Source organism: Fulvimarina endophytica, from assembly GCF_003403015.1.
Classification (GTDB): Bacteria; Pseudomonadota; Alphaproteobacteria; order Rhizobiales; family Rhizobiaceae; genus Fulvimarina; species Fulvimarina endophytica.
In genome coordinates, this window is the sequence record NZ_QURL01000002.1 from 233,282 (window position 1) to 254,825 (window position 21,544).

A 21,544-nucleotide genomic window follows, 5' to 3' on the forward strand; every position below is an offset into this window, starting at 1 on the left:
CGGGCATGATCCGCTTCTCGATCACGACGGTTGCACTTCATCCGGACGGATTTCTCTCCGCCGGATGCCTCATTGCGGCCGATCGAGCGCGATGACCCTCAATCTTCTGAAGCTCAGCGTCGGTCCGGAAACGGTCGAGGATCTGGAAGGATTCATCGAACGCCGTATCCGCGAGGCCGGCACGGATCACACCTGGCACCAGACACGCATGGTGCCCAAGCGCCGCGTCGATCTTCTCGACGGCGGTTCGATCTACTGGGTGATCAAGGGTCAGATCTGCGCCCGCCAGCGTCTCATCGACATCGTGCCCTTCACCGACGACGAGGGCATCGGCCGCTGCCGGCTTCTGCTCGAGCCCGCCCTGATCCGGACCGAACGGCGTCCCAAGCGGCCGTTCCAGGGCTGGCGCTATCTCGAACCGCACGAATCGCCGCCGGACTTCTCGGGCGCCTCGGCGGATGACGGCCTGCCGAGCGAATTGCGTGACGAACTGAGCGATCTCGGTATCTTCTGAGGCGGGACCGGTGCTTCGGTATCCACGAGGCGTATCGGACGGCCAGATGTGAGTCGCTCAGACGCGTTCGGCCGGCTGCCTTGCCCGCCGCCTTCGCCCGCCCGTTTCGTCGAAGGCCTGAACGCCGAGTGCCGCGAGGATCACCAACCCGCCGAGAAGCGCCGCCGTCGTCGGCCGTTCCCCGAAGATCAGCCAGACCCAGACGGGCGTGAAGACCGTTTCCAGGAGATAGCCGAAGGCGACGATGGGCGCGGCGACGAACATCGGCGCGGCGGCCAGGCATATGAGGGCGACCGGAATGACGAGGGCGCCGTTCACGACCAGCCAGATCGGCGCCTCGGACTGGAGACCGGTGCCCGCCACGATCGGCAGGGCGATGACGGCCGGTCCGATCGATCCGAGCGCTGCGGCATAGCGCATGTCCCTGCGCGAACTCCGGCTGACGACCAGCGCGAAAGCGATGAAGAAGGCCGCGACGAGGGCGGCGAGATCGCCCTTCCAGTTTCCCGCCCCGAGCCCCGAGCCGATGATCAGCACGACGCCGAGGATTGTGGCTGGAATGACGAGCAATGTCGTGCGGGAAGGCCGTTCGCCGTAGATCGCCCAGCTCAAGAGAGCTGCGAAGACGGAGTTGAACGCCAGGATGAAGACCGTGTTGGCCGCATCCGTGTTGAAGATCGAATAGATGAAGCTCGTCACGCCGATCGCGAAGAGGAGCGTGACGAGGAGCCCCTTCCTTCCGTCGATGAGCTTCGTGTCGCGGCCAAGCACGAAGCGCCGGAAGGCCCAGTAGGCGACGGCGGCGCCACTGATCAGGACACCGCGCAGGAGGAGGACGCTCCAGTAGTCGCTCTCCGACATGCGGATCAGCGGAATGTCGAAGGAGAGCGCCAGACCGCCGACGCCGACGAGGATCAGGCCGGACTGGTGCGAGGCGACGGAGCGTGGGTCTTGCAAGGCAGATGTCCGGGCGAATGGGGGATCGGCTCCTCCCGCTTCGCACTCCCGGTTGCGTCAGGCAAGCCTGCCGATGGGCGAGCGGACCTGCGGGAGACTCCTGCGCCTCGCCGCGCCCGGCTTCAGCCCTCGTAGCGTTCCCAGCCCTTGGGGAGCAGGTGTTCCTGGGGGCGGAAGCGGATCTTGTAGTCCATCTTGTCCGACCCCTCGACCCAATAGCCGAGATAGAGAAACGGCAGGCCCTTGCGAAGCGTGCGCTCGATATGATCGAGGATCATGAAGGTGCCGAGGCTGCGCTCGCTCGCGCCCGGCTCGAAGAACGAATAGACCATCGACATGCCGTCGGCCATCACGTCGCTGAGCGCGACGGCGAGAAGCTCGCCCTGGCGGGCTTCCGGCCCACCGAGAGCGCCGGGAACGCGCCGGCGATACTCCACGATCCGCGTGTCCACCTGGCTGTCCTCGACCATCATGGCATAGTCGAGAACGCTCATCTCGCTCATGCCGCCGGTCAGGTGCCGTTCGTCGATATAGCTGCGGAAGAGCGCATATTGCTCGCTCGTCGGCTCGGCCCGCGCCTCGAAGGAGACGAGATCCTCGTTGCGCTTGAGGACGCGCCTGAAGCTCTTGTTCGCCCTGAACTCGTCGACGAGGATGCGCACCGAGATGCAGGCCCGGCAGCGCTCGCAGGCCGGCCTGTAGGCGATGTTCTGGCTGCGCCTGAAGCCGCCCTGGCTCAGGAGATCGAGAAGGGCAGGGGCCCGCTCGCCCGTCAGATGGGTGAAGACCTTCCGTTCGGCCCGGCCCGGCAGATAGGGGCAGGGCGAGGGCGATGTGAGGAAGAACTGCGGCGACTGGGGATGATGGACCGTCACGGATGATCCCCGACCTTCAGAGCGTGTAATAGAGCGGCGCGACCAGAGTGAAACATAACCACATCAGGATAACCAGGGGAAGGCCGGCCTTGATGAAGTCCATGAAGCGGTAGCGGCCGGGTCCCATGACCAGGAGATTGGTCTGATAACCGATCGGCGTGGCGAAGGATGCGTTGGCGGCGAAGATGACGCAGGCGAGGAACGCCATCGGCGAGACGCCCAGCTGGTCGGCGATGTTGAGCGCGACGGGCGTGAACAGGACCGCCGTCGCGTTGTTCGACAGGAAGTTCGTGAGAAGCGCGATGACGAAGAACAGGGCCGAGAGGATGACGAGCGGCGTCGCCCCCGACAGCGCGTCGACGATGGAATCGGCGATCAGCCTCGCACCCCCCGTCTGCTCCAGCGCCGTCGCGGCCGCGATCGAGGCCGCGACCAGCATGTAGATCGAGCGGTCCACCGAGCGGGCGGCCTCGCCGATCGTCAGGCATCCCGTCGCCACCATCAGGACCGCGCCGGTCATCGCGAGGACCTCGATCGGCAGGACGCCGGCGGCCGACAGGGCGACGATGGTAAGGAAGATCGAGATCGCGAGACCCGCTTTGCTCGACTGGGGCACGGTCTGGGTCGAATATTCGAGCAGCAGAAGATCGTGATTGCCGCGCAGGGCGTTGATCGAGGACTGGCGCCCGCACAGGAGCAGCGTATCGCCCGGCTCGAGCCGGATGTCGGAGAGCGCCGAGCGCGCCATGCGGTTCTTGCGCTGCAGGCCGAACAGGGTCAGCTCGAACTGGGTTCTCAAGCCGGAATACTGCATGGTCCGGCCCACATAGCGCGAGCCCGGCGCCACCACCGCCTCGGCCATCACCATGTCGGGGCCGATATTGCGCGTGCGCTCGAGATTCTGCGCGCCCGATGCCGGGTCGATCGTCCGCAAGGCGAGATCGCCCTTGGACAAGGCCGCCGAAAAGGCCTTGCGCGGCGCAGTCACGATGAGACGGTCGCCGGCGGCGAGCGTCACGTCCTCGAAGGGGGGCAGGAAGGTCTGGGCGCCGCGCAGGATCATGCGCGGCATGAATTCGTTGAGGCCCGGAATGAGGCCCGCCCGCGCCGTCAGGCCGGCGAAGGGATGGTCCTCGTCGATATGCACTTCGCCGAGAAACTGCTTGCCGCCGACATCGCTCGTGCGCGCAAGGTCGCCGTCGCGGGGCGTCAGGATGCGCGGCATGATCTTCAGCACGTAGAAGGCACCGGCCACCGCGAGGCAGAGGCCGGGAATGGTGATGTCGAAGAAACCGATCTCGACGCCCGCGCGGCTTGCGACGCCGGCGACGAGGAGATTCGTCGAGGAGCCGATCAGGGTCGTCATGCCGCCGAGGATCGACAGGAAGGACAGCGGCATGAAGACGTGGGCGGCGGGAATGGCCCGCTGGGTCGCGATGACCGTGAGGATGGGGATGAAGATCACCACCACGGGCGTGTTGTTGAGGAAGGCCGAGAGGAGGGCGGCCGCGACAAGCACGATGAAGACCGTGGTGCGTCCGGTCGGGCCCCCGAGCCGGGTGACGAGCCGGGCCGGCCGCGCCATGGCGTCGGTGGCAAAAAGACCCTGCCCGACGATGAGAAGGCTCATCACCGTGATCAGCGCGGGATTGGCGAAACCCGCCATCAGCTCCGCCGTCGTGACGGGGTCGCCGTTCGGCCCGGTATAGGGAAACAGCGTGAAGAGAAGGAGGAAGGCGCTCAGCGACGCTGCGGCGACCGCTTCGATCGGCCATCGCTCCAGAGCATATCCCACCACGCTGAGGACGATCAGCCCGTAGGTCGCCCAGATGTGGATCGAATCCATATGCCCCCGCATCGCCCATTCGAGGGGTGTTTATCAGCGGGCGATCCGTTCAAGGCAAGAGCGCGATCCCGGCATCGCTGGTGGCGATACCGGAAAAGCATGTCGCTCAGGCGCGCGGGCGGGGAACGGTTTTCCCCGGCATCGCCGATCAGTCGCGGCGGCAGATCACCGTACCGAGGAGAAGGTCGTGAAGCAGCTGCTTGCGGCGGGTGAACAGGCCGACGAGCACGACCGCGGGCGTCAGGAGCGCGGTGCTCGCCCAGAACAGGACCCCGTGCAGGACGGCAAGCGTCGGATCGACCCGGCCGCCGTCGAGGCGCTTCACCTCGAGATCGGTCAACCGCATGCCGTAGGTCGCCTGCCTCCGGCCGCCCATGGTGACGGCGATGTAGAGGATCGCGATCGCGGGCAGCATGAAGGCGTAGAGCCCGAAGGCGAGGCCGAAGGTGACGATGCCGAGGAGAAAGATGACGATCGCGGCCGGCACGGACAGAAGAAGCACGAGCGAATAGTCGATCAGGAACGCGGCCGTCCGTCGCCGAAGCGCGCTGCGGTACAGCCACGGCTCGTCGAGCGCGGTCTCTCGCGTCATCGTCTCCTCGAGGGGCGCCGTGCGGTCCATGTCCTGTCGTCCTTTCGCTGTCGCAACCTGTCGTCCCCCTCGAAATGGTGAGCGCGGCGCCCTGTCGCAAGCGGGGCGTCCGGTGGCGGTAAGGAAAGGCCCGGGCGCTCTCAGCCTCTGAGCGTTCGTGCGATCTTCGGCGAGAAATAGGTGAGGATGCCGGAGGCGCCCGCGCGCTTGTAGGCCGTCAGCACTTCGAGGATCGCCGCGTCCCCGTCCAGCCATCCGTTTCCGGCGGCCGCCATGATCATCGCGTATTCGCCGGAGGTCTGGTAGGCGAAGGTCGGAACGTTCAGCTCCTGGGTCAGCCGCGACAGGACGTCGAGATAGGCGAGGCCCGGCTTGACCATGATCATGTCGGCGCCTTCGGCGATGTCCTGCACGGCCTCGCGCAGGGCTTCGTCCACATTGGCATAATCCATCTGATAGGTGCGCTTGTCGCCCTTCAGCATGGCGTTCGAGCCGACCGCATCGCGGAACGGGCCGTAGAAGGCCGAGGCGTATTTCGCCGAATAGGCCATGATCATCGTGTCCCGCAGGCCCGCATCGTCGAGGGCCGAGCGGATGCAGGCGACGCGCCCGTCCATCATGTCGGAGGGGCCGATGATGTCGGCGCCGGCTTCCGCCTGGATCACCGACTGGCGCATCAGCACCTCGACGGTGGCATCGTTGAGGATGCGCTCGCCGTCCATCAGTCCGTCATGGCCGTGGCTCGTATAGGGATCGAGGGCCGCATCGCACATGATGCCGATCTCGGGCACCGCCGCCTTGATCGCCCGGGCGGTGCGGCAGACGAGATTGTTCGGATTGAGGGCCTCGCTGCCGGTCTCGTCGCGCAAGGAGGGATCGGTATAGGGGAAGAGGGAAATGACCGGTATGCCGAGGTCGCGGGCTTCCCTGGCGGCCTCGACGCAGCCCTCGATGGAGCGGCGCTCGACGCCTGGCATGGAGACGACGGGCTCGGCGCCGTTCCCGTCTCGCACGAAGACCGGCCAGATGAGATCCTCGCATCGCAGATGGGTCTCGCGCACCAGCCGGCGCGACCAGTCGGCCTGGCGCAGCCTGCGCATGCGCAGGCCCGAGGTTGCATCCTGAATCTGTCTGGAAATCGCGTTGACGTCCCGTGCGGCCATGGTCTTGCCTGTCTTCGTCTGTTCCGGCTTCCTGCGGGGCAGGTGGGCCTCTTCCATCCTTGCGCCTTTCGCGCATGCGCTTCTGACTATAGGATCGGGGCGGCCGACAAAACGGCCGGCGAAGAAAAAGACGAGAGTTTCATCGTGCTCCAGACCATGCCGGCAGACCCTGCCGCCTCCGCGACGGGACGGGTCCGCGATCGTGCGCGGCGCTTGACGAGGTGGATGGCGGGCGCGGCCGCATGACACTCGAACTCCCGACCGAAACGCCCGAAGCGGGCTTCCACCGGCTCGTGACCGCGGTTCTCCTGCGCTCCTTCGCCGTCTTCCTCCTCGCCATCGGCGTCGCCTACTGGGCGGCATTGGTGGGCTTTGCGCCGATCCTTCCGCTCTTCGTCGAAGTGCCCGCCCGCTTCGACCTGATGCCGTCCTGGTGGCGCATCGCCGTTCCGATTCTGGCCGTGCTCTACCCCGTCGCCGGCATCGGCCTGTGGATGATGGCGCGCTGGGCGGCGGTGGTCTGGGGGCTTCTGGTGCTCGTCGAGATGGTGATGCATCTCGGCTTTCCGATCCTGTTCGGATCGCGCTTCCTGCTTCTGGCCGTGCATCTCACAGGTCTCGCCCTCTATTTCGGCCTGCGCGCGCTCGTCTATCGCGACTGGATGAAGGCGCGGAAGGCCCGGCGCGGCGCGGTGGGCGACGAGGCCGGGGAGGTTCCGAGCCGGGATGCCGGACCCGCACCGGGGGCCTGAAGCGAAGCAAGACGGCAAGGATTGAGCAAGATTTCGGCGAGGTTTGATTAAGGACGAAAAGCGCCGAAATCGCGTAAAAGCTTGTTAAGCCTGTAGTTTAAGTCGAATTTTAGGGGCCGGTCGCTACACCTGACATCAAGATGAGGCAAAGAAGAACTCATCACTTCAACAGTGGAGACCCGTCATGACCGCAACTCTTGCGCATAGCCCGGCCACCGAGACCGAGACGACCGGCGATCTGAAGTCCCTCTACCTGGAAACCCTTCAGCTGGTCGAGCGCCTGCATCGCCGCCTTCTCGATGTGGTGAAGGACGAGTTCGAGCGTCAGGGCCGCACCGACATCAACGCCGTCCAGGCGCTGCTTCTCTTCAACATCGGCGATGCGACGCTGACGGCGGGCGAACTGCGCAGCCGCGGCTTCTATCTCGGCTCGAACGTGTCCTACAACCTGAAGAAGCTCGTCGACCTCGGCTTCATCAACCACCAGAAGTCCCGCGTCGATCGCCGCGCCGTGCGCATCTCGCTCACCGACAGCGGCCGGGAGATCGCGAGCGTCGTCGCCGAACTCTACGAGCGCCATATCGGCTCGATCGACAAGGTCGGCGGTCTCGACGAGCAGGAATTCTCCAAGATGAACAAGTCCCTCCAGCGCCTTGACCGGTTCTGGAACGACCAGATCGTCTATCGCCTTTAGGCATCGGTTCGATACGCGTCCCCGGCATTCCCCGAACGGCCCCCGCACATCATGGCGGGCGGCCGTTTCGCCGTGTCTGAACCGGTTCTTATGCGCCCGGTCATCCAATCGTTGCAGGGTCGCCGCAACCTTGACCGAACCGCAATCGCCGGCGCCCCGATCCTTCCTTTCGCCGCATTGCGCTGAATGATCCTCATATCAAACGACATGGTCGAACGACTGTGAGCGGGCGGGGCCCAGCACCTCCCGCCTGCGCCGTCGTGGCGGAGCCCGTTCCCGCCGCACCATGGCCAGAACCTGATCGAGACGAGGGGACCCGATCGATGACGATCAACCGCCGCAGCATCCATGGACGCTCCACCCGCCGCGGCTTCCTGTCCGGGGCGAGCGCCGCCTTCGGTCTCGGCTTCACCGGCCTTGCCCAGGCCCAGTCGACGCTGGACGGCCTGTTGAGGGCGCCGGCCCGGGGCAATTGGGACGACCAGTTCGACACACGCGGCTCCAGCGCCCGGCAGGTGTCCTCCTTCAGCCCGATCTTCTCCTCCCAGAGCCTCTATTCCACCCAGGCCGCGATCCAGTCCTACGAGCAGATCGCCGCGCAGGGCGGCTGGCCGAACGTTCCGGCGCGCTATACCCTGAAGCTCGGCGTGGTCTCGCCGGATGTGGAGCTCCTGCGCCAGCGGCTCGCGATCTCCGGCGACCTGTCGCCACAGGCGGCCCGGTCCCAGGCCTTCGACAGCTATGTGGACGCCGCCGTGAAGCGCTTCCAGGCGCGGCACGGCCTGCCCGCCGACGGCGTCGTGGGCGAGCACGCCTACAAGGCGCTGAACGTGCCGGCCGATCTGCGCCTGTTCCAGCTTCGCGCCAATGCCGCGCGCCTGCAGACGCAACTCGCCGAGGCCATGCCCGCCCGCTACGTGATGGTGAACATTCCAGCCGCCGCGATCGAGGCGGTGGAGAACGGCCAGGTGGTCCAGCGCCATACGGCCGTGGTCGGCAAGGTCGATCGCCAGACGCCGATCCTGAATTCCCGGATCCAGAACCTCAACCTCAATCCCTACTGGCATGCGCCCGCCTCGATCGTGCGCAAGGACATCATTCCGCTGGTGCGCAAGGATCCGACCTATCTCCAGCGCAACGGCATCCACATCTTCAACGGCAATCGCGAGGAGGTGCCGCCCCAGGCGATCGACTGGAATTCGGACGAGGCAGTGAACTATCTCTTCCGCCAGGACCCGGGCCCCAAGAGCGCCATGGCCTCGGTGAAGATCAACTTCCCGAACCCCCATGCGGTCTACATGCACGACACGCCCCAGCAGGGACTGTTCTCGGAGCTGATGCGCTTCGAGTCCTCCGGATGCGTCCGCGTCCAGAACGTTCGCGACCTCATCGTCTGGCTCGCACGGGACGAGCCGGGCTGGGATCGCCAGGCGATCGAGCGCGTCATTTCGGCGCGCACGCGCCAGGACATCGACCTGTCCAATCCGGTGCCCGTCTACTTCACCTATGTGACCGCATGGGCGACCGATCCGGCGGTCGTCCAGTTCCGGGACGACATCTACCACCGGGACGGCGCCGATCAGCTCGCCATGAGCGAGCTGACGACAACGGCCTATGCCGCCGGCCAGGAAAACCCCTATGCGCAGGGCGACGGCTTCTGATTTCGGCCGGATCGGCGGGCGGGAAGCGTGCCGGTCGCGCGCGCTTCTGCCCCGCCGCGTGAAGAGTAGAGGTCGGCTGCGCCTCGGGCCGCGCGATCGCCGGAAGCCGGGCGCGGAGCGTGCGCGGTCGGCACGGCTGCCTTACGGGCGCAACCGGCTCTCTTCTTCGAACGGATAGAAACTTGTTATCCGGGAGGGTAGCGGGCCGCGTTGGAATTGCGGAACCCCCATGCTAGAGACCGCTGCGAACCGTATATCGAATGGCGGTCGCGCCATGAGATACCCGAAAACAGATCTGGGGAGCGAGATTGTCATGAGCGAAGCGGCAAACAGCCAGTCCAATACTTACGAAACGTTCTTCAATACCCCGCTCGCCGAGCGCGATGCGGACGTGATGTCGGCGATCCGCAAGGAACTCGACCGCCAGAGCCACGAGATCGAACTCATCGCATCGGAGAACATCACCTCCCGCGCCGTCATCGACGCGCAGGGCTCCGTGCTGACGAACAAGTATGCGGAAGGCTATCCGGGCCGTCGCTACTACGGCGGCTGCGACTATGTGGACATCGTCGAGGAACTGGCGATCGAGCGCGTCAAGAAGCTCTTCGATTGCAGCTTCGCCAATGTGCAGCCGAATTCGGGCAGCCAGGCGAACCAGTCCGTCTTCCTCGCTCTCATCAAGCCGGGCGACACCATTCTCGGCATGAGCCTCGATGCCGGCGGCCATCTCACCCATGGCGCCAAGCCTAACATGTCGGGCAAGTGGTTCAACGCCGTCCAGTACGGTCTCGATCTCGAAACCGGCCTCATCGACTACGATCAGGTGGAAGCGCTCGCCAAGGAGCATCAGCCCAAGCTGCTCATCGGCGGCGGTTCGGCCTATTCGCGTCAGGTCGATTTCAAGCGCATGCGCGAGATCGCCGACATGGTCGGCGCCTATTTCATGGTGGACATGGCCCATTTCGCGGGTCTCGTGGCGGCCGGCGTCCATCCCTCGCCGTTCCCCCATGCCCATGTGGCGACCTCGACCACGCACAAGACCCTGCGCGGCCCGCGCGGCGGCATCGTGCTGACCAATGATGAGGACATCGCCAAGAAGATCAATTCGGCCGTCTTCCCGGGTCTGCAGGGCGGTCCGCTGATGCACGTGATCGCCGGCAAGGCCGTCGCCTTCGGCGAGGCGCTGACGCCCGAGTTCAAGTCCTATCAGCGCTCGGTCTGCGAGAACGCCAAGGTTCTGGCCGAAACGCTGCGCGCCGGCGGCTGCGACATCGTCTCGGGCGGCACGGACACCCATCTGATGCTCGTCGACCTGCGTCCGATGGACCTGACCGGCAAGGCCTCGGAGAAGTCGCTCGGCCGCGCCAATATCACCTGCAACAAGAACGGCGTCCCGAACGATCCGCAGAAGCCGGCGATCACCTCCGGCATTCGCCTCGGCACCCCGGCCGCGACGACCCGCGGCTTCGGCACCGCCGAGTTCCGCGAGGTCGGCAATCTCATCGTCGAGGTGCTCGAAGGCCTGCGCAAGTCGAACTCCGACGAGAACGATGCGGCCGAGGCGGCGGTGAAGGAAAAGGTCATCGCCCTCACCGAGCGGTTCCCGATCTACCAGAACATGTAATCGCGGACCGGCGGCTTGCCGTCGCCACCCGATCTGACGCATGACACGAACCGCCGGCTTCCTCGCAGAAGCCGGCGGTTCCGTTTTGAAAAGCTGCGGTGAAGCCATGCGGTGTCCCTATTGCGGATCGCAAGACAGCCAAGTTCGCGACTCCCGCCCCGCCGAGGACGGAGCGGCGGTGCGCCGACGCCGGGTCTGTCCCGATTGCAACGGCCGCTTCACCACCTTCGAGCGGGTGCAGCTGCGCGAACTCAACGTCCTGAAGAAGTCGGGCCGCCGCGTGCCCTTCGACCGCGACAAGCTCGCGCGCTCCGTCGAGGTCGCCATGCGCAAGCGTCCGGTGGAGCACGACCGGGTCGAGCGCCTGATCACCGGTCTCGTGCGCCAGCTCGAACAATCCGGCGAACAGGACATTTCCTCCGATACGATCGGCGAGATGGTGATGGATGCGCTGAAGGGTCTCGACGACGTCGCCTTCGTGCGCTTCGCCTCGGTCTATCGCGACTTCCACGAGGCCAAGGATTTCGGCGATCTCATCGAGGAGCTGAAGACGCGCGAACGCGCCGGCGAGACCGGCGAGCCGGGGGAGGCATGATGGCGGATCGTACGGGGACTTCCGATACGCAGATTTCGGCCGGAGACGGTCCGGACATGGCCTTCGATCCGCCGCGGCCCGGCGACGAGCGGTTCATGGCCGCAGCGATCCGGCTCGCCTTCCGCCATTCCGGCCAGACGGGCACGAACCCCTCCGTCGCGACCCTTCTCGTGCGCGACGACGGCGCGGGGCCGCGCATCGTCGGGCGCGGCATCACCGCGCTCGGCGGAAGACCACATGCGGAAGCGGCTGCGCTCGGCGAGGCGGGGGACCTTGCGCGCGGTGCGACCGCCTATGTCACGCTGGAGCCCTGCGCCCATCACGGCCGCACCCCGCCTTGCGCGACCGCGCTCGTCTCCGCCGGCATCGCCCGGGTCGTCTCGGCCGCTGCCGATCCCGATCCGCGCGTCGACGGCAAAGGCCACCGCATCCTTCTGTCCGGCGGATTGTCCGTGACGCGGGGCGTGCTGCGCGCCGACGCCTCCTCCGATCTGTCGCCCTATCTGACGCGCCATGCCCTCGGCAGGCCGCAGATCACCCTGAAGACCGCCATCTCGGCCGATGGCCGGATCGGCCGGGAGGGGAGCGGGCAGGTCTTCATCACAGGCAAGATCGCCAACGGGCAGACCCATCTGGTCCGCTCGCGTCACGACGCGATCCTGGTGGGCATCGGCACAGTGAAGGAGGACGATCCGGGCCTCGACTGCCGTCTTCCCGGCCTCAGTGACCGCTCGCCGCGCCGGATCGTGATCGACCCCGACCTCACGATCGATCCCGATATGCAACTGGTGCGAACGGCGCGACGCACGCCCCTCATCCTCGTCGCCAAGGGCAGCGCCGAGCCGGACAAGCGCCGGGCGCTCATCGAAGCGGGCGTCGAGTTCGTCGCCTGCGACACGGTTCCGGGAAGCAACCGGGTGGCGCTGCCCGAACTTCTCGAGGACCTTGGTGCTATGGGTCTCCAGAACATCCTCGTCGAAGGGGGCGCGGCGGTCGCTGCGAGCTTCATCGAGGCCGATCTCGTCGACCGTCTCATCCTCGTTCGCGGCGAAATCGAGATCGGCGAGGGCGGGATCGCCGCGCCGATCGCACTCGACGAGGCCAAGCGGCGCTTCCGGCAGACGGACCGTCTGAGTCTGGGCACCGATCTCTGGTTCGAATTCGAAAGGCGGGCCTGACCCATGTTCACCGGCATTGTCACCGATATCGGCCGCATCGCATCGGTCGAAACCCTGGAAAAGGGACGGCGCTTCCGTGTCGAGACCGCATACGATCCGGCCTCGATCGACCTCGGCGCCTCGATCGCCTGTTCCGGCATCTGCCTGACGGTCACGGCGCTTCCCGAGGACGGCTCGAACGCGCGCTGGTTCGAGGTCGAGGCCTGGGAGGAGGCCTTGCGCCTCTCGACCGCCGGCGACTGGAGCGAGGGGACGCGGATCAATCTCGAACGGTCCCTGAAGCTCGGCGACGAACTCGGCGGCCATCTCGTCTCGGGCCATGTGGACGGCAGGGCCCATATCGTCGCGATCGAGGAAGAGGGCGAGGCCGTCCGGTTCCGCATCCGGGCTGGCGAGGGCGAGAAGCGCTTCGTCGCCCAGAAGGGTTCGATCTGCCTCGACGGCACCTCGCTCACCGTCAATTCGGTCTCGGACGACGTGTTCGACGTGCTGCTCATCCGCCATTCCCTCGCCGTGACGACCTGGCAGGACCGGCGCGTCGGCGATGCGGTCAATCTCGAAGTCGACCAGATCGCGCGATATGCCGAGCGTCTGTTCCAGAAAGGCTGACGAGAGCCCCGCTTCCTGCCTGCGAACGGTTGCCTGAAACGCGCGAGCGGCGTATCTCGGCGGCCAGGATTTCCCCGAAAGGACAGACCATGGCCGCCAATCTTCACGTGCTGATCGTCGAGGCGCGCTTCTACGACGAGATTGCCGACCACCTCCTCGCCGGCGCCAAGGCCGAACTCGATGCGAGCGAGGTCACCTACGACGTCGTGACCGTGCCGGGCGCCCTCGAGGCCCCCGCCGCCATCGCCTATGCGCTTTCCGGGGCCGATGCGGACGGTACCGAATATGACGGCTTCGTCGTGCTCGGCTGCGTGATCCGCGGCGAGACCTATCACTTCGAGATCGTCGCCAACGAATCCGCGCGCGGGCTGATGAACCTTTCGCTCGACGGCTCCGTCGCCATCGGCAACGGCATTCTCACGGTCGAGAACGAGGAGCAGGCGCTGGAGCGGGCCGATCCCAAGCGCAAGGACAAGGGCGGCGGAGCCGCGCGCACCGTTCTCGAGATGATCGCCCTGCGCGATCGCTTCGGAGCCTGATCCGATGGCGGAGATCAGGGATAGGGCCTTCCGGCCGGCCAACAAGCGCGGCGTGGCGCGGCTCGCCGCCGTTCAGGCGCTCTATCAGATGGATATCGCGGGCACGCCGCTGGTCGAGACGGTGGCCGAATACGAGACCTTCCGCATGGGGCGGGAGATCGATGGCGAGACCTATCGCGACGCCGATGCCGCCTGGTTCCGCGACATCGTGTCCGGCGTCGTGCGCAAGCAGAAGCTGATCGATCCGGTGATCCATGCCAGCCTTCCGCCCGGCTGGCCCCTGTCGCGCCTCGATTCCACCCTGCGCGCCATCCTCCGGGCCGGTGTCTACGAGATCGAGACGCGCAACGACGTGCCGGTCGCCGTCATCGTCTCCGAATATGTCGACGTGGCGAAGGCCTTCTACGAGGACGAGGAGCCCAAGCTCGTCAACGCGCTCCTCGACCGGGTCGCGCGCGAGACGCGCCCCGAGGGACGCCCGGCGGAGCGGAAGTGACCTCTACGGCCGGCGAGACGGTCGCGCTTCGCGCAGCCCGCCTCAATGCCGTGATCCTCGCCTGCGCCCAGGCGATCTGCGGGGCGGCCGCGCCCGTCGCCATCTCCACCGGCGGTCTCGCCGGAACCTGGCTTCTGGCCGACGACAAGTCCCTCGCGACCCTCCCCGTCACCGCCTACAATGTCGGGGTCGCCCTCGGCGCCCTGCCGGCGGCCGCGCTGATGCGGTGGATCGGGCGTCGATACGGCTTCATGACCGGTGCGCTCGTGATGGGTCTCGGCGCGCTGATCGGCGCTGCCGGGCTCGGCCAGCAGAGCTTCTGGATCTTCGCGCTCGCCCTTCTCTGCCTCGGCCTCAGCGGCGCCTTCGTCCAGCAATATCGCTTCGCCGCCAGCGATGCGGCCCCGCCCGCCTACCAGTCGACCGCCATCTCGATCGTCCTCGTCGGCGGCATCGGGGCTGCGATCGTCGGGCCGCAGACCGTCCGCTACACCTCCGAACTCTTTCTGCCGACCCAGTTCGCCGGCTCCTTCCTGACGCTCGCCGTCCTCGCGCTTCTCGGCGTCTTCGTCCTCAGCCTCCTGAAGATGCCGAAACCGGTGACGCAGGCCGGGCGGGCGACCGGTGAAACGCGTGATACCGGCCGGCCGCTCATCCGCATCGTCACCCAGCGCAGGTTCCTCACCGCTCTCGTCTGCGACGTCGGAAGCTTCGCCTTGATGAGCTTCGTGATGACCGGCGCACCGCTCGCCATCGTCGGCTGCGGCTTCGATCAGGACGTCTCGGTGCTCGGCATCCAGTGGCACGTGCTCGCGATGTTCGGGCCGAGCCTCGTCACCGGCCGCCTGATCGCGCGTTTCGGGGCCGAGAGGATCGTCGGAACCGGGCTGATCCTGACGGCCGCGAGCGCGCTCGTCTTCCTCGGCGGGATCGAGATCTGGAATTTCTGGCTGGGCCTCGTTCTCCTCGGCCTTGGCTGGAATTTCGGCTTCATCGGCGCGACCGCGATGGTGGCGAGCGTCTACACGCCGCAGGAGCGGGCGAAGACGCAAGGATTCCACGACTTCGTGCTGTTCTCGCTGGTCGCCCTCGCATCCTTCCTGTCGGGGAAGGTCTATGTCGGAGCCGGTTGGGACGTGATGAACTGGGTGGTCCTGCCCGTCGTCGCCGTCTGCCTCGCAGCGCTTCTCCTGGAAGCCGGGCCATGGGCGCGCTCGAAAACCGCCATCTGACGATCGCGGCATGAGGGGTGAGGGGCGGTGCTGCCGCAGCGCCCTCCTGATCGGCTCCGGCCCGATCGGTTCCGGCTCGTCCCGGGCCCCGGTTGGGGCGCCGGGTCCCCGTCCGTCAGCGCGGGCCGCCGCTTACCGTGTCGCCGAGGATCTGGCTGAGGAAGGTCGCATCCTTGCCGCCGGTCGGCGTCGTGCGGGAAATGAAGTCGAAGACCCGTCCGTCCTGCAGGCCGTAATTGGCGATGCGCGAGACGCGGTTCTCGTTGTTGAAGTAGACCGCGAGGACGCGCTGGTCGGTCACGCGCGGGGTCAGGAAGGCGACGGGCCGCGAGCGCGTCTGGGAAATGTAGTAGTAGGTCTCCTCCGCATCGAAGGTCGCCTTGGTGGAGGGGGAGCCGAGGGCGAGTTCCACCTGTTCGCGGCTGGAGCCCGGCGGCACGAGCTGAAGCGTCTGCTCGTCCATGACGTAACCGGCGCTCAGCACCTCTCCGGTGGAGCAGCCGGCGGATGCGCCGAGAATGGCGGCAAGAGCTGCGACGGCGGCCGCACGGCGCGCCTTTGTGCTGGGGATCACGTTTTTCTGTCTCCGTTCGAAGCGTCGGACCGAGGATCGAGGGCGTCACCCCTTCGTTGCGGCGGCCCCCGAAAGTCGGCCGCGCACATCGCAACGATCCGTAAATCAGACCTTCCCGCGTTGCAATCGTCGAAGCCCTATGGCACCGCCAGACACCATAGACGAGTTTTCGATCGGACGAACGCATGTTCTCCCAATGGCGCGAGCGGCGGCGCCACAACCGCCGCATCATCGACGAGCTCTACGCGGCGATCGTCGGGCGGGCCCGGCGCCCCGTCCTCTTCGAGGCGTGCGGCATTCCCGATACCGTGATGGGAAGGTTCGAGGCCCTGTCGCTCCAGATGTTCCTGTTCCTGCGGCGCTGCCGGGGCAGCGAGGCCCTGAAACCCGTCGCCCAGGACGTGGTCGACCGGTTCATCGCCGACATGGACGACACCCTGCGCCAGATCGGCATCGGCGATCAGTCCGTGCCCAAGCGCATGCGCAAGCTTGCCGGCCAGTTCTACGAACGCGTCGACGCCTACGACAAGGCGTTTGCGAGCGAGGATGCGCCTGCGGCCATCGCTCGCGCCTTTCCCGGCCGCGCCCTCCAGGCGGATGCGGACGCGGATGGTGAGGAGGCGCGGATGCTCGCCCGCGAGGCGATCGCCGAGGACGAGAGGCTCGCCGGCATCTCCCCGGACGCGATTCTCATAGGCCAACTCGAAAGGGAGACCCAGCCGTGAGCGCTGAGCGTACCAACCCCCTCTTCGTCGCCGTGGCCCGGCTTCCGCAATCGGGCCAGCGTCTCGAATTCGACATGACGGAGGCCGAGCGATCGCGGATCGCGCAGACCCTCGGTCTCGTCGAACTCCAGCATCTGTCAGGCACGCTCGATATCGAGCGGTGGCAGAAGAGCGGCGTGCGCGTATCCGGACCGATCGAGGCTCGCGCGATCCAGGAAAGCGTCGTCACGCTCGAACCGGTCGAGCGCGCCTATGCCATGGACTTCCGCATGACCTTCGTGCCGGACACCTCGAAGCTCGCGCGCATTCCCGCTCCCGAGGAGCAGGAACTCTTCGTCGATCCCGAAGGCGAGGACCCGCCCGAGACGTTTTCGGGCGAAGGCTTCGATCTCTCCCCCTATATCGAGGAGCAGCTGGCGCTCGAACTCGATCCGTTTCCGCGAAACGAGGGCGAGGCCTTCGAGGAGGTCGACACCGATCCCGAGCCGGAGGAGGGCAAGATCTCGCCCTTCGCCGGCCTTTCCGCCCTTAAGAAGCAACAGGGCGACGAGAACTGACATGGCACCGGTTGCGGCATCGGGCAGGACGGTTAATGTCGCGGCGGATCCTCCGCCAAGGAGCGATCGAACGGTTCGGAAGGCGAGTTTGCATTGAGTGACGTGAAAACGACGACCATCGCGATCGATGCGATGGGCGGCGACTTCGGACCCGAGGTGACGCTTGCGGGAGCTGCCATCACCCTGGAGCGTCGTCCCGACACGCGGTTCGTCCTGTTCGGCGACGAGACGGCGATCGAAAAGGTTCTGGACGGCCATCCCGCCTTGCGGAAGGCATCCGTCGTCCACCATTGCGAGATGTCCATCGCCATGGATGCCAAGCCCTCCCAGGCGCTTCGCCAGGGACGCCAGCGCTCCTCCATGTGGAAGGCGATCGAGGCGGTGAAGACGGGCGAGGCTCAGGTCTCCGTCTCGGCCGGCAATACCGGTGCCCTGATGGCGATGGCCAAGTTCTGCCTGCGCACCATGGCCGAGATCGAGCGGCCGGCGATCGCCGCCATCTGGCCGACGCTTCGCGGCGAGAGCATCGTTCTCGACGTGGGCGCGACGATTGGAGCCGACGCCCAGCAGCTCATCGATTTCTCCATGATGGGCGGCGCGATGGCCCGGGCCCTGTTCGGCCTAGAGCGCCCGACGGTCGGGCTCCTGAATATCGGCGTCGAGGAAGTGAAGGGGCAGGACGAGGTCCGCGAAGCGGGTCGCCTCCTGAAGGAGTCCAATCTCGAGCACATCCAGTATCACGGCTTCGTCGAAGGCGACGATCTGGGCAAGGGCACCGTGGACGTGGTGGTGACGGAAGGCTTCACCGGCAATGTCGCCCTCAAGACCGCCGAGGGCACGGCCAAGCAGATCGGCGCCTACCTGCGCGAAGCCATGAGCCGCACGATTCTTGCAAAGCTCGGCTACATTCTCGCCAAGGGCGCCTTCGACAGGTTGAGGGACAAGATGGACCCGCGCAAGGTGAATGGCGGGGTCTTCCTCGGCCTCAACGGCATCGTCATCAAGAGCCATGGCGGCGCGGACGCCGAGGGCTTCGCCGCCGCCCTCGATCTCGCCCACGCGATGGCGCGCCACGAACTCATGGACAAGATCGCGGCGGATCTTCAGAGCTTCCACGATCGCATGGGCTCCGAGCCCACACGCCAGGAAGCAGAAAGCGGAAGCGCAAGCGCATGAACGGATCCTATCGATCAGTGGTTCTCGGCACCGGATCGGCCCTGCCGGAACGGGTGATGACCAATCGCGATTTCGAGGGCGTCGTCGAAACGTCCGACGAATGGATCAAGCAGCGCACCGGCATCGAGCAGCGCCACATCGCGGGGGAAGGCGAGACCACGGTCTCGCTCGGGGCCGCGGCTGCCGAGAAGGCGCTCGAGGCGGCGGGGCTGACGGCGAGCGATATCGACCTCATCGTCCTTGCGACCGCCACGCCCGACAACACCTTTCCGGCATCCGCCGTCCAGATCCAGAACCGCCTCGGCATCCATCACGGCTTCGCCTTCGATATCCATGCGGTCTGTTCGGGCTTCGTCTATGCGCTGACGACGGCCGATCTCTACCTCAAGGGCGGGCTCGCCAAGCGCGCGCTCGTGATCGGCGCCGAAACCTTCTCGCGCATCCTCGACTGGGAGGATCGCTCGACCTGCGTGCTCTTCGGCGACGGGGCGGGGGCGCTGGTTCTCGAAGCGCGCGACAGCGAGGGCGAGGAGCGCGGCGTTCTCGTCTCGCGGCTTCGCTCCGACGGCGCCCATAAGGAAAAGCTCTACGTGGACGGCGGACCGTCCTCCACCGGCACGGTCGGGCACCTGCGCATGGAGGGCCGCGAGGTCTTCCGCCATGCGGTGGGTATGATTACCGACGTGATCGAGGATTCGTTCGAGCGCTCCGGCCTTTCCGCCGACGAGATCGACTGGTTCGTGCCCCATCAGGCCAATCGGCGCATCATCGACGCCTCGGCCAAGAAACTCGGCATCTCACCGGACAAGGTGGTGATCACCGTCGATCGCCACGGCAACACCTCGGCGGCCTCGATCCCGCTCGCCCTCGACATCGCCGTCAGGGACGGGCGTATCCAGAAGGGTCAGCTCGTTCTTCTCGAAGCGATGGGCGGTGGATTCACCTGGGGCGCTTGTCTTGTGAGATGGTAGTCGGCTAGGCTCTCACGACATAGTGATGCCATGACGCAAACCCCTGTCGAGAGGACGCCCCGGCCAGCGCGAGCGCGAGGCGGAAGAGCACGGAGAAAGCTGTGAGCAACAAGACTTTGACACGTGCGGATCTCTCGGAGACCGTCTTCCGGAAACTCGGTCTGTCGCGCACCGAATCCTCGGCCCTCGTGGACATGGTCCTCGAGGAGATGTGCAACACCATCGCCAGCGGACAGTCGGTGAAGATCTCCTCCTTCGGCTCCTTCCTCGTGCGCGACAAGGACGAACGGGTCGGGCGCAATCCGAAGACCGGCGTCGAGGTGCCGATCTCGCCGCGCAAGGTGACAGTCTTCAAGCCATCGAACGTGTTGAAGGAGCGGGTGCTCGAAGCCCATGAGAGCAAGCGGGGCGCCGACACCGACGAGGCGTTCACGGCCGAACAAGAGATGCGCGCGGCCGAATAGGCGCCGAGCGGGGACCTGTCATGAACGAGAAGTCGCCCGAGGCCTTCAAGTCGATCGGTGAGGTGGCGACGGAACTCGCGATCCCGCAGCATGTGCTGCGATTCTGGGAGACGCGTTTTCCGCAGGTCAAGCCGCTCAAACGCGGGGGCAATCGCCGCTATTATCGGCCCGAGGACGTCGCGCTTCTGCACGGCATCCGCTTTCTTCTCTACGCCAAGGGCTTCACCATCAAGGGCGTGCAGCGGCTTTTGCGCGAGCAGGGCGTCCGCTTCGTCGCGGCCACCGCCTCGGGCGATCTGAGCCCGGAACCGGTGCCCGATCCCGAAGCCGGCCAGGAGGCGGAACACGCGCCGGTGGCATCGGTTTACGAGCCCGAACTGCCCGACGACCTTGCGCTTACCGCACCGCCGACGATGGCGCGGGACATGCCGCCCGAAGCTGCGGAAGCGAAGCGGCGGCCGGGACTTGGCTCCATCCTCAAGCGCCGGAGCGACCCGGGCGAGACGGCGCCCAACGGGCTCAGCCGGTCCCAGACCGAGCGCCTGCAGGCGGTCATCCTCGATCTCCTCGAATGCAAGAGGATCCTCGATCAGGTTCGATAGGACGCCTGTCACTGGTCGATCTCGACGCGCGCTGCCTTGCTTGTTATGGCTGAAGCCGATGCCTCGAACGGCCGCCGCGACAGGTATCGTCGCTTCCGCGAGGCACCATGCGGGCGTGATGGAATGGTAGACATACCGGACTTAAAATCCGGAGGCGCAAGCCGTGCGGGTTCGAGTCCCGCCGCCCGTACCACGCCGGCATTCTAGCTTCTCCCGATTCTCACCTTTTCTTCCTGCCGGGGCAGGGACGAGTGAAGCCTGCGGTCAGACGGTCTGCCCGCACGCTCTCCTGAAGCGCCGCACCGTTTCCGCCATTCCGTATTCGAGCGCATCGGCGGTCAGCCCGTGTCCGATCGAGACCTCGGCTAGGTCGGGGAAGCGGGTGATGAGCGGAGGGAGGTTGGCGACGGTCAGGTCGTGACCGGCATTGACGCCGAGACCGAGGCTTCGCGCGCGCTCGGCGGTGGCGCCCAGCTTCTCGATCTCGCGGCGTGCCGCCTCCTCGTCGTCGAAGGTCGCGCCATAGGGGCCGGTATAGAGTTCCACCCGGTCGCATCCCGTTTCGGCCGCAAACTCCATCTGCTCCGGATCGGGATCGGCGAAGATGGAAACCCGCGCGCCATGACCCTTCAGGCGCTCGACGATGGGTTTCAGGCGGTCCTTCTCGGCCCGGAAATCGAAGCCGTGATCGGAGGTCGGCTGGCTCGGATCGTCCGGCACGAGCGTCACCTGTTCCGGCGCGACGCTCTCCACCAGATCGAGGAATTCGTCCGACGGATAGCCCTCGATATTGAACTCCGAGAGCGGAAATTCGTCGTCGATCAGCTGCCTCAAGGCCGGGAGATCGGAAAAGCGGATATGGCGCTGGTCGGGTCGCGGATGGACCGTGAGACCGTGCGCGCCCGCATCGAGCGCGATCCGGCCGAGTGCCGTCACGCTTGGCCAGGGCAGGTCGCGCCGGTTGCGCAGCATGGCGACCGCGTTGAGGTTCACCGAAAGTTCTGTGGGCATTCTCGTCTCCGACGTCCGGTTCCTGGGGTGCCGTTCGAATTGGTGCCACGCAAACTGGCGCAACGCCACGTTTTTGAAAGTGCGCTTGTTGACTTGGCTCCGGGCGACGGCAACTCTGTGCCGGGAAAGCGGTTCTG

General features: G+C 66.2%; 23 protein-coding genes, 1 tRNA gene and 2 pseudogenes. 19 read left to right on the forward strand and 7 right to left on the reverse strand.

The genetic code is table 11. From position 1 onward, the window contains the following. The first annotated feature begins 91 nt into the window (after nt 1-91). Nucleotides 92-514 carry a DUF1489 family protein gene (locus DYI37_RS04505; protein WP_116682019.1) on the forward strand — a complete coding sequence of 141 codons (423 nt, stop codon included), beginning with the start codon at nt 92-94 and terminating at the stop codon, nt 512-514. A 57-nt stretch (nt 515-571) separates the two neighbouring features. Here DYI37_RS04505 and DYI37_RS04510 read toward each other — a convergent pair whose 3' ends face one another. The 5 genes from DYI37_RS04510 to hemB form a co-directional block, all read right to left on the reverse strand. Further along, nucleotides 572-1,471 (reverse strand): DMT family transporter, encoded by a 900-nt coding sequence (locus DYI37_RS04510; RefSeq protein WP_245413774.1) that lies wholly within the window; start codon nt 1,469-1,471, stop codon nt 572-574. 122 nt (nt 1,472-1,593) lie between these two features. Continuing rightward, entirely contained in the window at nt 1,594-2,346 is a 753-nt protein-coding gene (locus DYI37_RS04515; protein WP_116682020.1) for an arginyltransferase, read from the reverse strand. A 16-nt stretch (nt 2,347-2,362) separates the two neighbouring features. Then, nucleotides 2,363-4,192, reverse strand: coding sequence for an SLC13 family permease (locus tag DYI37_RS04520; protein ID WP_116682021.1), 1,830 nt, complete (start codon nt 4,190-4,192; stop codon nt 2,363-2,365). A 148-nt stretch (nt 4,193-4,340) separates the two neighbouring features. After that, nucleotides 4,341-4,814, reverse strand: a complete 474-nt coding sequence (locus tag DYI37_RS04525) for an RDD family protein (protein WP_116682022.1) — start codon at nt 4,812-4,814, stop codon at nt 4,341-4,343. 110 nt (nt 4,815-4,924) lie between these two features. Continuing rightward, the gene (hemB, locus tag DYI37_RS04530) at nt 4,925-5,947 is read right to left on the reverse strand and encodes a porphobilinogen synthase (RefSeq protein ID WP_116682395.1); all 1,023 of its coding nucleotides are present in this window, start codon (nt 5,945-5,947) and stop codon (nt 4,925-4,927) included. 242 nt (nt 5,948-6,189) lie between these two features. On the opposite strand from hemB, the gene DYI37_RS04535 reads away from it, so the two are divergent. The 11 genes and pseudogenes from DYI37_RS04535 (at nt 6,190) to DYI37_RS04585 (ending at nt 15,327) form a co-directional block, all read left to right on the forward strand. Continuing rightward, on the forward strand, nt 6,190-6,699 hold the full coding sequence (locus tag DYI37_RS04535) for a DUF6163 family protein (protein ID WP_116682023.1): 510 nt from the start codon (nt 6,190-6,192) through the stop codon (nt 6,697-6,699). A 184-nt stretch (nt 6,700-6,883) separates the two neighbouring features. Continuing rightward, on the forward strand, nt 6,884-7,393 hold the full coding sequence (gene ldtR, locus DYI37_RS04540; RefSeq protein WP_116682024.1) for a transcriptional regulator LdtR: 510 nt from the start codon (nt 6,884-6,886) through the stop codon (nt 7,391-7,393). A gap of 234 nt (nt 7,394-7,627) precedes the next feature. Continuing rightward, nucleotides 7,628-7,720, forward strand: a pseudogene (locus DYI37_RS20525) (hypothetical protein); the annotation flags it as partial. Next, nucleotides 7,717-9,054, forward strand: a complete 1,338-nt coding sequence (locus DYI37_RS04550) for a L,D-transpeptidase family protein (RefSeq protein WP_116682025.1) — start codon at nt 7,717-7,719, stop codon at nt 9,052-9,054. The pseudogene DYI37_RS20525 and the gene DYI37_RS04550, both read left to right, overlap by 4 nt. A 313-nt stretch (nt 9,055-9,367) precedes the next feature. After that, entirely contained in the window at nt 9,368-10,678 is a 1,311-nt protein-coding gene (glyA, locus tag DYI37_RS04555) for a serine hydroxymethyltransferase (protein ID WP_116682026.1), read from the forward strand. A gap of 106 nt (nt 10,679-10,784) precedes the next feature. Beyond that, nucleotides 10,785-11,273, forward strand: coding sequence for a transcriptional regulator NrdR (gene nrdR / locus DYI37_RS04560; protein ID WP_116682396.1), 489 nt, complete (start codon nt 10,785-10,787; stop codon nt 11,271-11,273). A 56-nt stretch (nt 11,274-11,329) separates the two neighbouring features. Further along, nucleotides 11,330-12,451 (forward strand): bifunctional diaminohydroxyphosphoribosylaminopyrimidine deaminase/5-amino-6-(5-phosphoribosylamino)uracil reductase RibD, encoded by a 1,122-nt coding sequence (gene ribD, locus DYI37_RS04565; RefSeq protein WP_116682397.1) that lies wholly within the window; start codon nt 11,330-11,332, stop codon nt 12,449-12,451. A gap of 3 nt (nt 12,452-12,454) precedes the next feature. Further along, complete coding sequence (locus DYI37_RS04570) at nt 12,455-13,060, forward strand: riboflavin synthase (RefSeq protein ID WP_116682027.1); 606 nt, start codon at nt 12,455-12,457, stop codon at nt 13,058-13,060. An 89-nt stretch (nt 13,061-13,149) separates the two neighbouring features. Next, the gene (locus DYI37_RS04575; RefSeq protein WP_116682028.1) at nt 13,150-13,599 is read left to right on the forward strand and encodes a 6,7-dimethyl-8-ribityllumazine synthase; all 450 of its coding nucleotides are present in this window, start codon (nt 13,150-13,152) and stop codon (nt 13,597-13,599) included. A gap of 4 nt (nt 13,600-13,603) precedes the next feature. Then, complete coding sequence (gene nusB / locus DYI37_RS04580) at nt 13,604-14,095, forward strand: transcription antitermination factor NusB (RefSeq protein ID WP_116682029.1); 492 nt, start codon at nt 13,604-13,606, stop codon at nt 14,093-14,095. Next, on the forward strand, nt 14,092-15,327 hold the full coding sequence (locus tag DYI37_RS04585; RefSeq protein WP_116682030.1) for an MFS transporter: 1,236 nt from the start codon (nt 14,092-14,094) through the stop codon (nt 15,325-15,327). The genes nusB and DYI37_RS04585 overlap by 4 nt, the downstream gene beginning before the upstream one ends. A 115-nt stretch (nt 15,328-15,442) precedes the next feature. On the opposite strand, the gene DYI37_RS04590 is transcribed toward DYI37_RS04585, so the two are convergent. After that, a complete protein-coding gene (locus DYI37_RS04590) occupies nt 15,443-15,901 on the reverse strand; it encodes an outer membrane protein assembly factor BamE (protein ID WP_425365023.1) in 459 nt (152 codons plus the stop codon). Nucleotides 15,902-16,086: 185 nt separating this feature from the next. On the opposite strand from DYI37_RS04590, the gene DYI37_RS04595 reads away from it, so the two are divergent. The 7 genes and pseudogenes from DYI37_RS04595 (at nt 16,087) to DYI37_RS04625 (ending at nt 20,589) form a co-directional block, all read left to right on the forward strand. Then, nucleotides 16,087-16,626 carry a ubiquinol-cytochrome C chaperone family protein gene (locus tag DYI37_RS04595; RefSeq protein WP_116682031.1) on the forward strand — a complete coding sequence of 180 codons (540 nt, stop codon included), beginning with the start codon at nt 16,087-16,089 and terminating at the stop codon, nt 16,624-16,626. Further along, nucleotides 16,623-17,183, forward strand: a complete 561-nt coding sequence (locus DYI37_RS04600; RefSeq protein WP_116682032.1) for a YceD family protein — start codon at nt 16,623-16,625, stop codon at nt 17,181-17,183. The genes DYI37_RS04595 and DYI37_RS04600 overlap by 4 nt, the downstream gene beginning before the upstream one ends. A gap of 93 nt (nt 17,184-17,276) precedes the next feature. Then, on the forward strand, nt 17,277-18,359 hold the full coding sequence (gene plsX / locus DYI37_RS04605) for a phosphate acyltransferase PlsX (RefSeq protein ID WP_116682033.1): 1,083 nt from the start codon (nt 17,277-17,279) through the stop codon (nt 18,357-18,359). Beyond that, entirely contained in the window at nt 18,356-19,330 is a 975-nt protein-coding gene (locus DYI37_RS04610) for a beta-ketoacyl-ACP synthase III (protein WP_116682034.1), read from the forward strand. Before plsX ends, DYI37_RS04610 begins: the two co-directional genes overlap by 4 nt. A 92-nt stretch (nt 19,331-19,422) precedes the next feature. Beyond that, a pseudogene (locus tag DYI37_RS04615) lies at nt 19,423-19,794 on the forward strand (integration host factor subunit alpha); the annotation flags it as partial. A gap of 20 nt (nt 19,795-19,814) precedes the next feature. Then, nucleotides 19,815-20,396: a MerR family transcriptional regulator gene (locus DYI37_RS04620; RefSeq protein ID WP_116682036.1), complete on the forward strand. Its 582-nt coding sequence runs from the start codon at nt 19,815-19,817 to the stop codon at nt 20,394-20,396. A 109-nt stretch (nt 20,397-20,505) separates the two neighbouring features. Further along, nucleotides 20,506-20,589, forward strand: a tRNA-Leu gene (locus tag DYI37_RS04625). 71 nt (nt 20,590-20,660) lie between these two features. Here DYI37_RS04625 and DYI37_RS04630 read toward each other — a convergent pair. Next, nucleotides 20,661-21,407 carry a pyridoxine 5'-phosphate synthase gene (locus DYI37_RS04630; RefSeq protein ID WP_116682037.1) on the reverse strand — a complete coding sequence of 249 codons (747 nt, stop codon included), beginning with the start codon at nt 21,405-21,407 and terminating at the stop codon, nt 20,661-20,663. Nucleotides 21,408-21,544 lie beyond the last annotated feature (137 nt).

Coding starts and splice junctions, on each gene's coding strand:
- glyA (WP_116682026.1), top strand. CDS start 9,368: ATGAGCGAAGCGGCAAACAGCCAGTCCAATACTTACGAAACGTTCTTC.
- DYI37_RS04610 (WP_116682034.1), top strand. CDS start 18,356: ATGAACGGATCCTATCGATCAGTGGTTCTCGGCACCGGATCGGCCCTG.
- DYI37_RS04550 (WP_116682025.1), top strand. CDS start 7,717: ATGACGATCAACCGCCGCAGCATCCATGGACGCTCCACCCGCCGCGGC.
- DYI37_RS04575 (WP_116682028.1), top strand. CDS start 13,150: ATGGCCGCCAATCTTCACGTGCTGATCGTCGAGGCGCGCTTCTACGAC.
- DYI37_RS04520 (WP_116682021.1), bottom strand. CDS start 4,192: ATGGATTCGATCCACATCTGGGCGACCTACGGGCTGATCGTCCTCAGC.
- DYI37_RS04570 (WP_116682027.1), top strand. CDS start 12,455: ATGTTCACCGGCATTGTCACCGATATCGGCCGCATCGCATCGGTCGAA.
- ribD (WP_116682397.1), top strand. CDS start 11,330: ATGGCCTTCGATCCGCCGCGGCCCGGCGACGAGCGGTTCATGGCCGCA.
- DYI37_RS04595 (WP_116682031.1), top strand. CDS start 16,087: ATGTTCTCCCAATGGCGCGAGCGGCGGCGCCACAACCGCCGCATCATC.
- DYI37_RS04535 (WP_116682023.1), top strand. CDS start 6,190: ATGACACTCGAACTCCCGACCGAAACGCCCGAAGCGGGCTTCCACCGG.
- hemB (WP_116682395.1), bottom strand. CDS start 5,947: ATGGCCGCACGGGACGTCAACGCGATTTCCAGACAGATTCAGGATGCA.
- DYI37_RS04525 (WP_116682022.1), bottom strand. CDS start 4,814: ATGGACCGCACGGCGCCCCTCGAGGAGACGATGACGCGAGAGACCGCG.
- nrdR (WP_116682396.1), top strand. CDS start 10,785: ATGCGGTGTCCCTATTGCGGATCGCAAGACAGCCAAGTTCGCGACTCC.
- ldtR (WP_116682024.1), top strand. CDS start 6,884: ATGACCGCAACTCTTGCGCATAGCCCGGCCACCGAGACCGAGACGACC.
- DYI37_RS04620 (WP_116682036.1), top strand. CDS start 19,815: ATGAACGAGAAGTCGCCCGAGGCCTTCAAGTCGATCGGTGAGGTGGCG.
- DYI37_RS04505 (WP_116682019.1), top strand. CDS start 92: ATGACCCTCAATCTTCTGAAGCTCAGCGTCGGTCCGGAAACGGTCGAG.
- nusB (WP_116682029.1), top strand. CDS start 13,604: ATGGCGGAGATCAGGGATAGGGCCTTCCGGCCGGCCAACAAGCGCGGC.
- DYI37_RS04630 (WP_116682037.1), bottom strand. CDS start 21,407: ATGCCCACAGAACTTTCGGTGAACCTCAACGCGGTCGCCATGCTGCGC.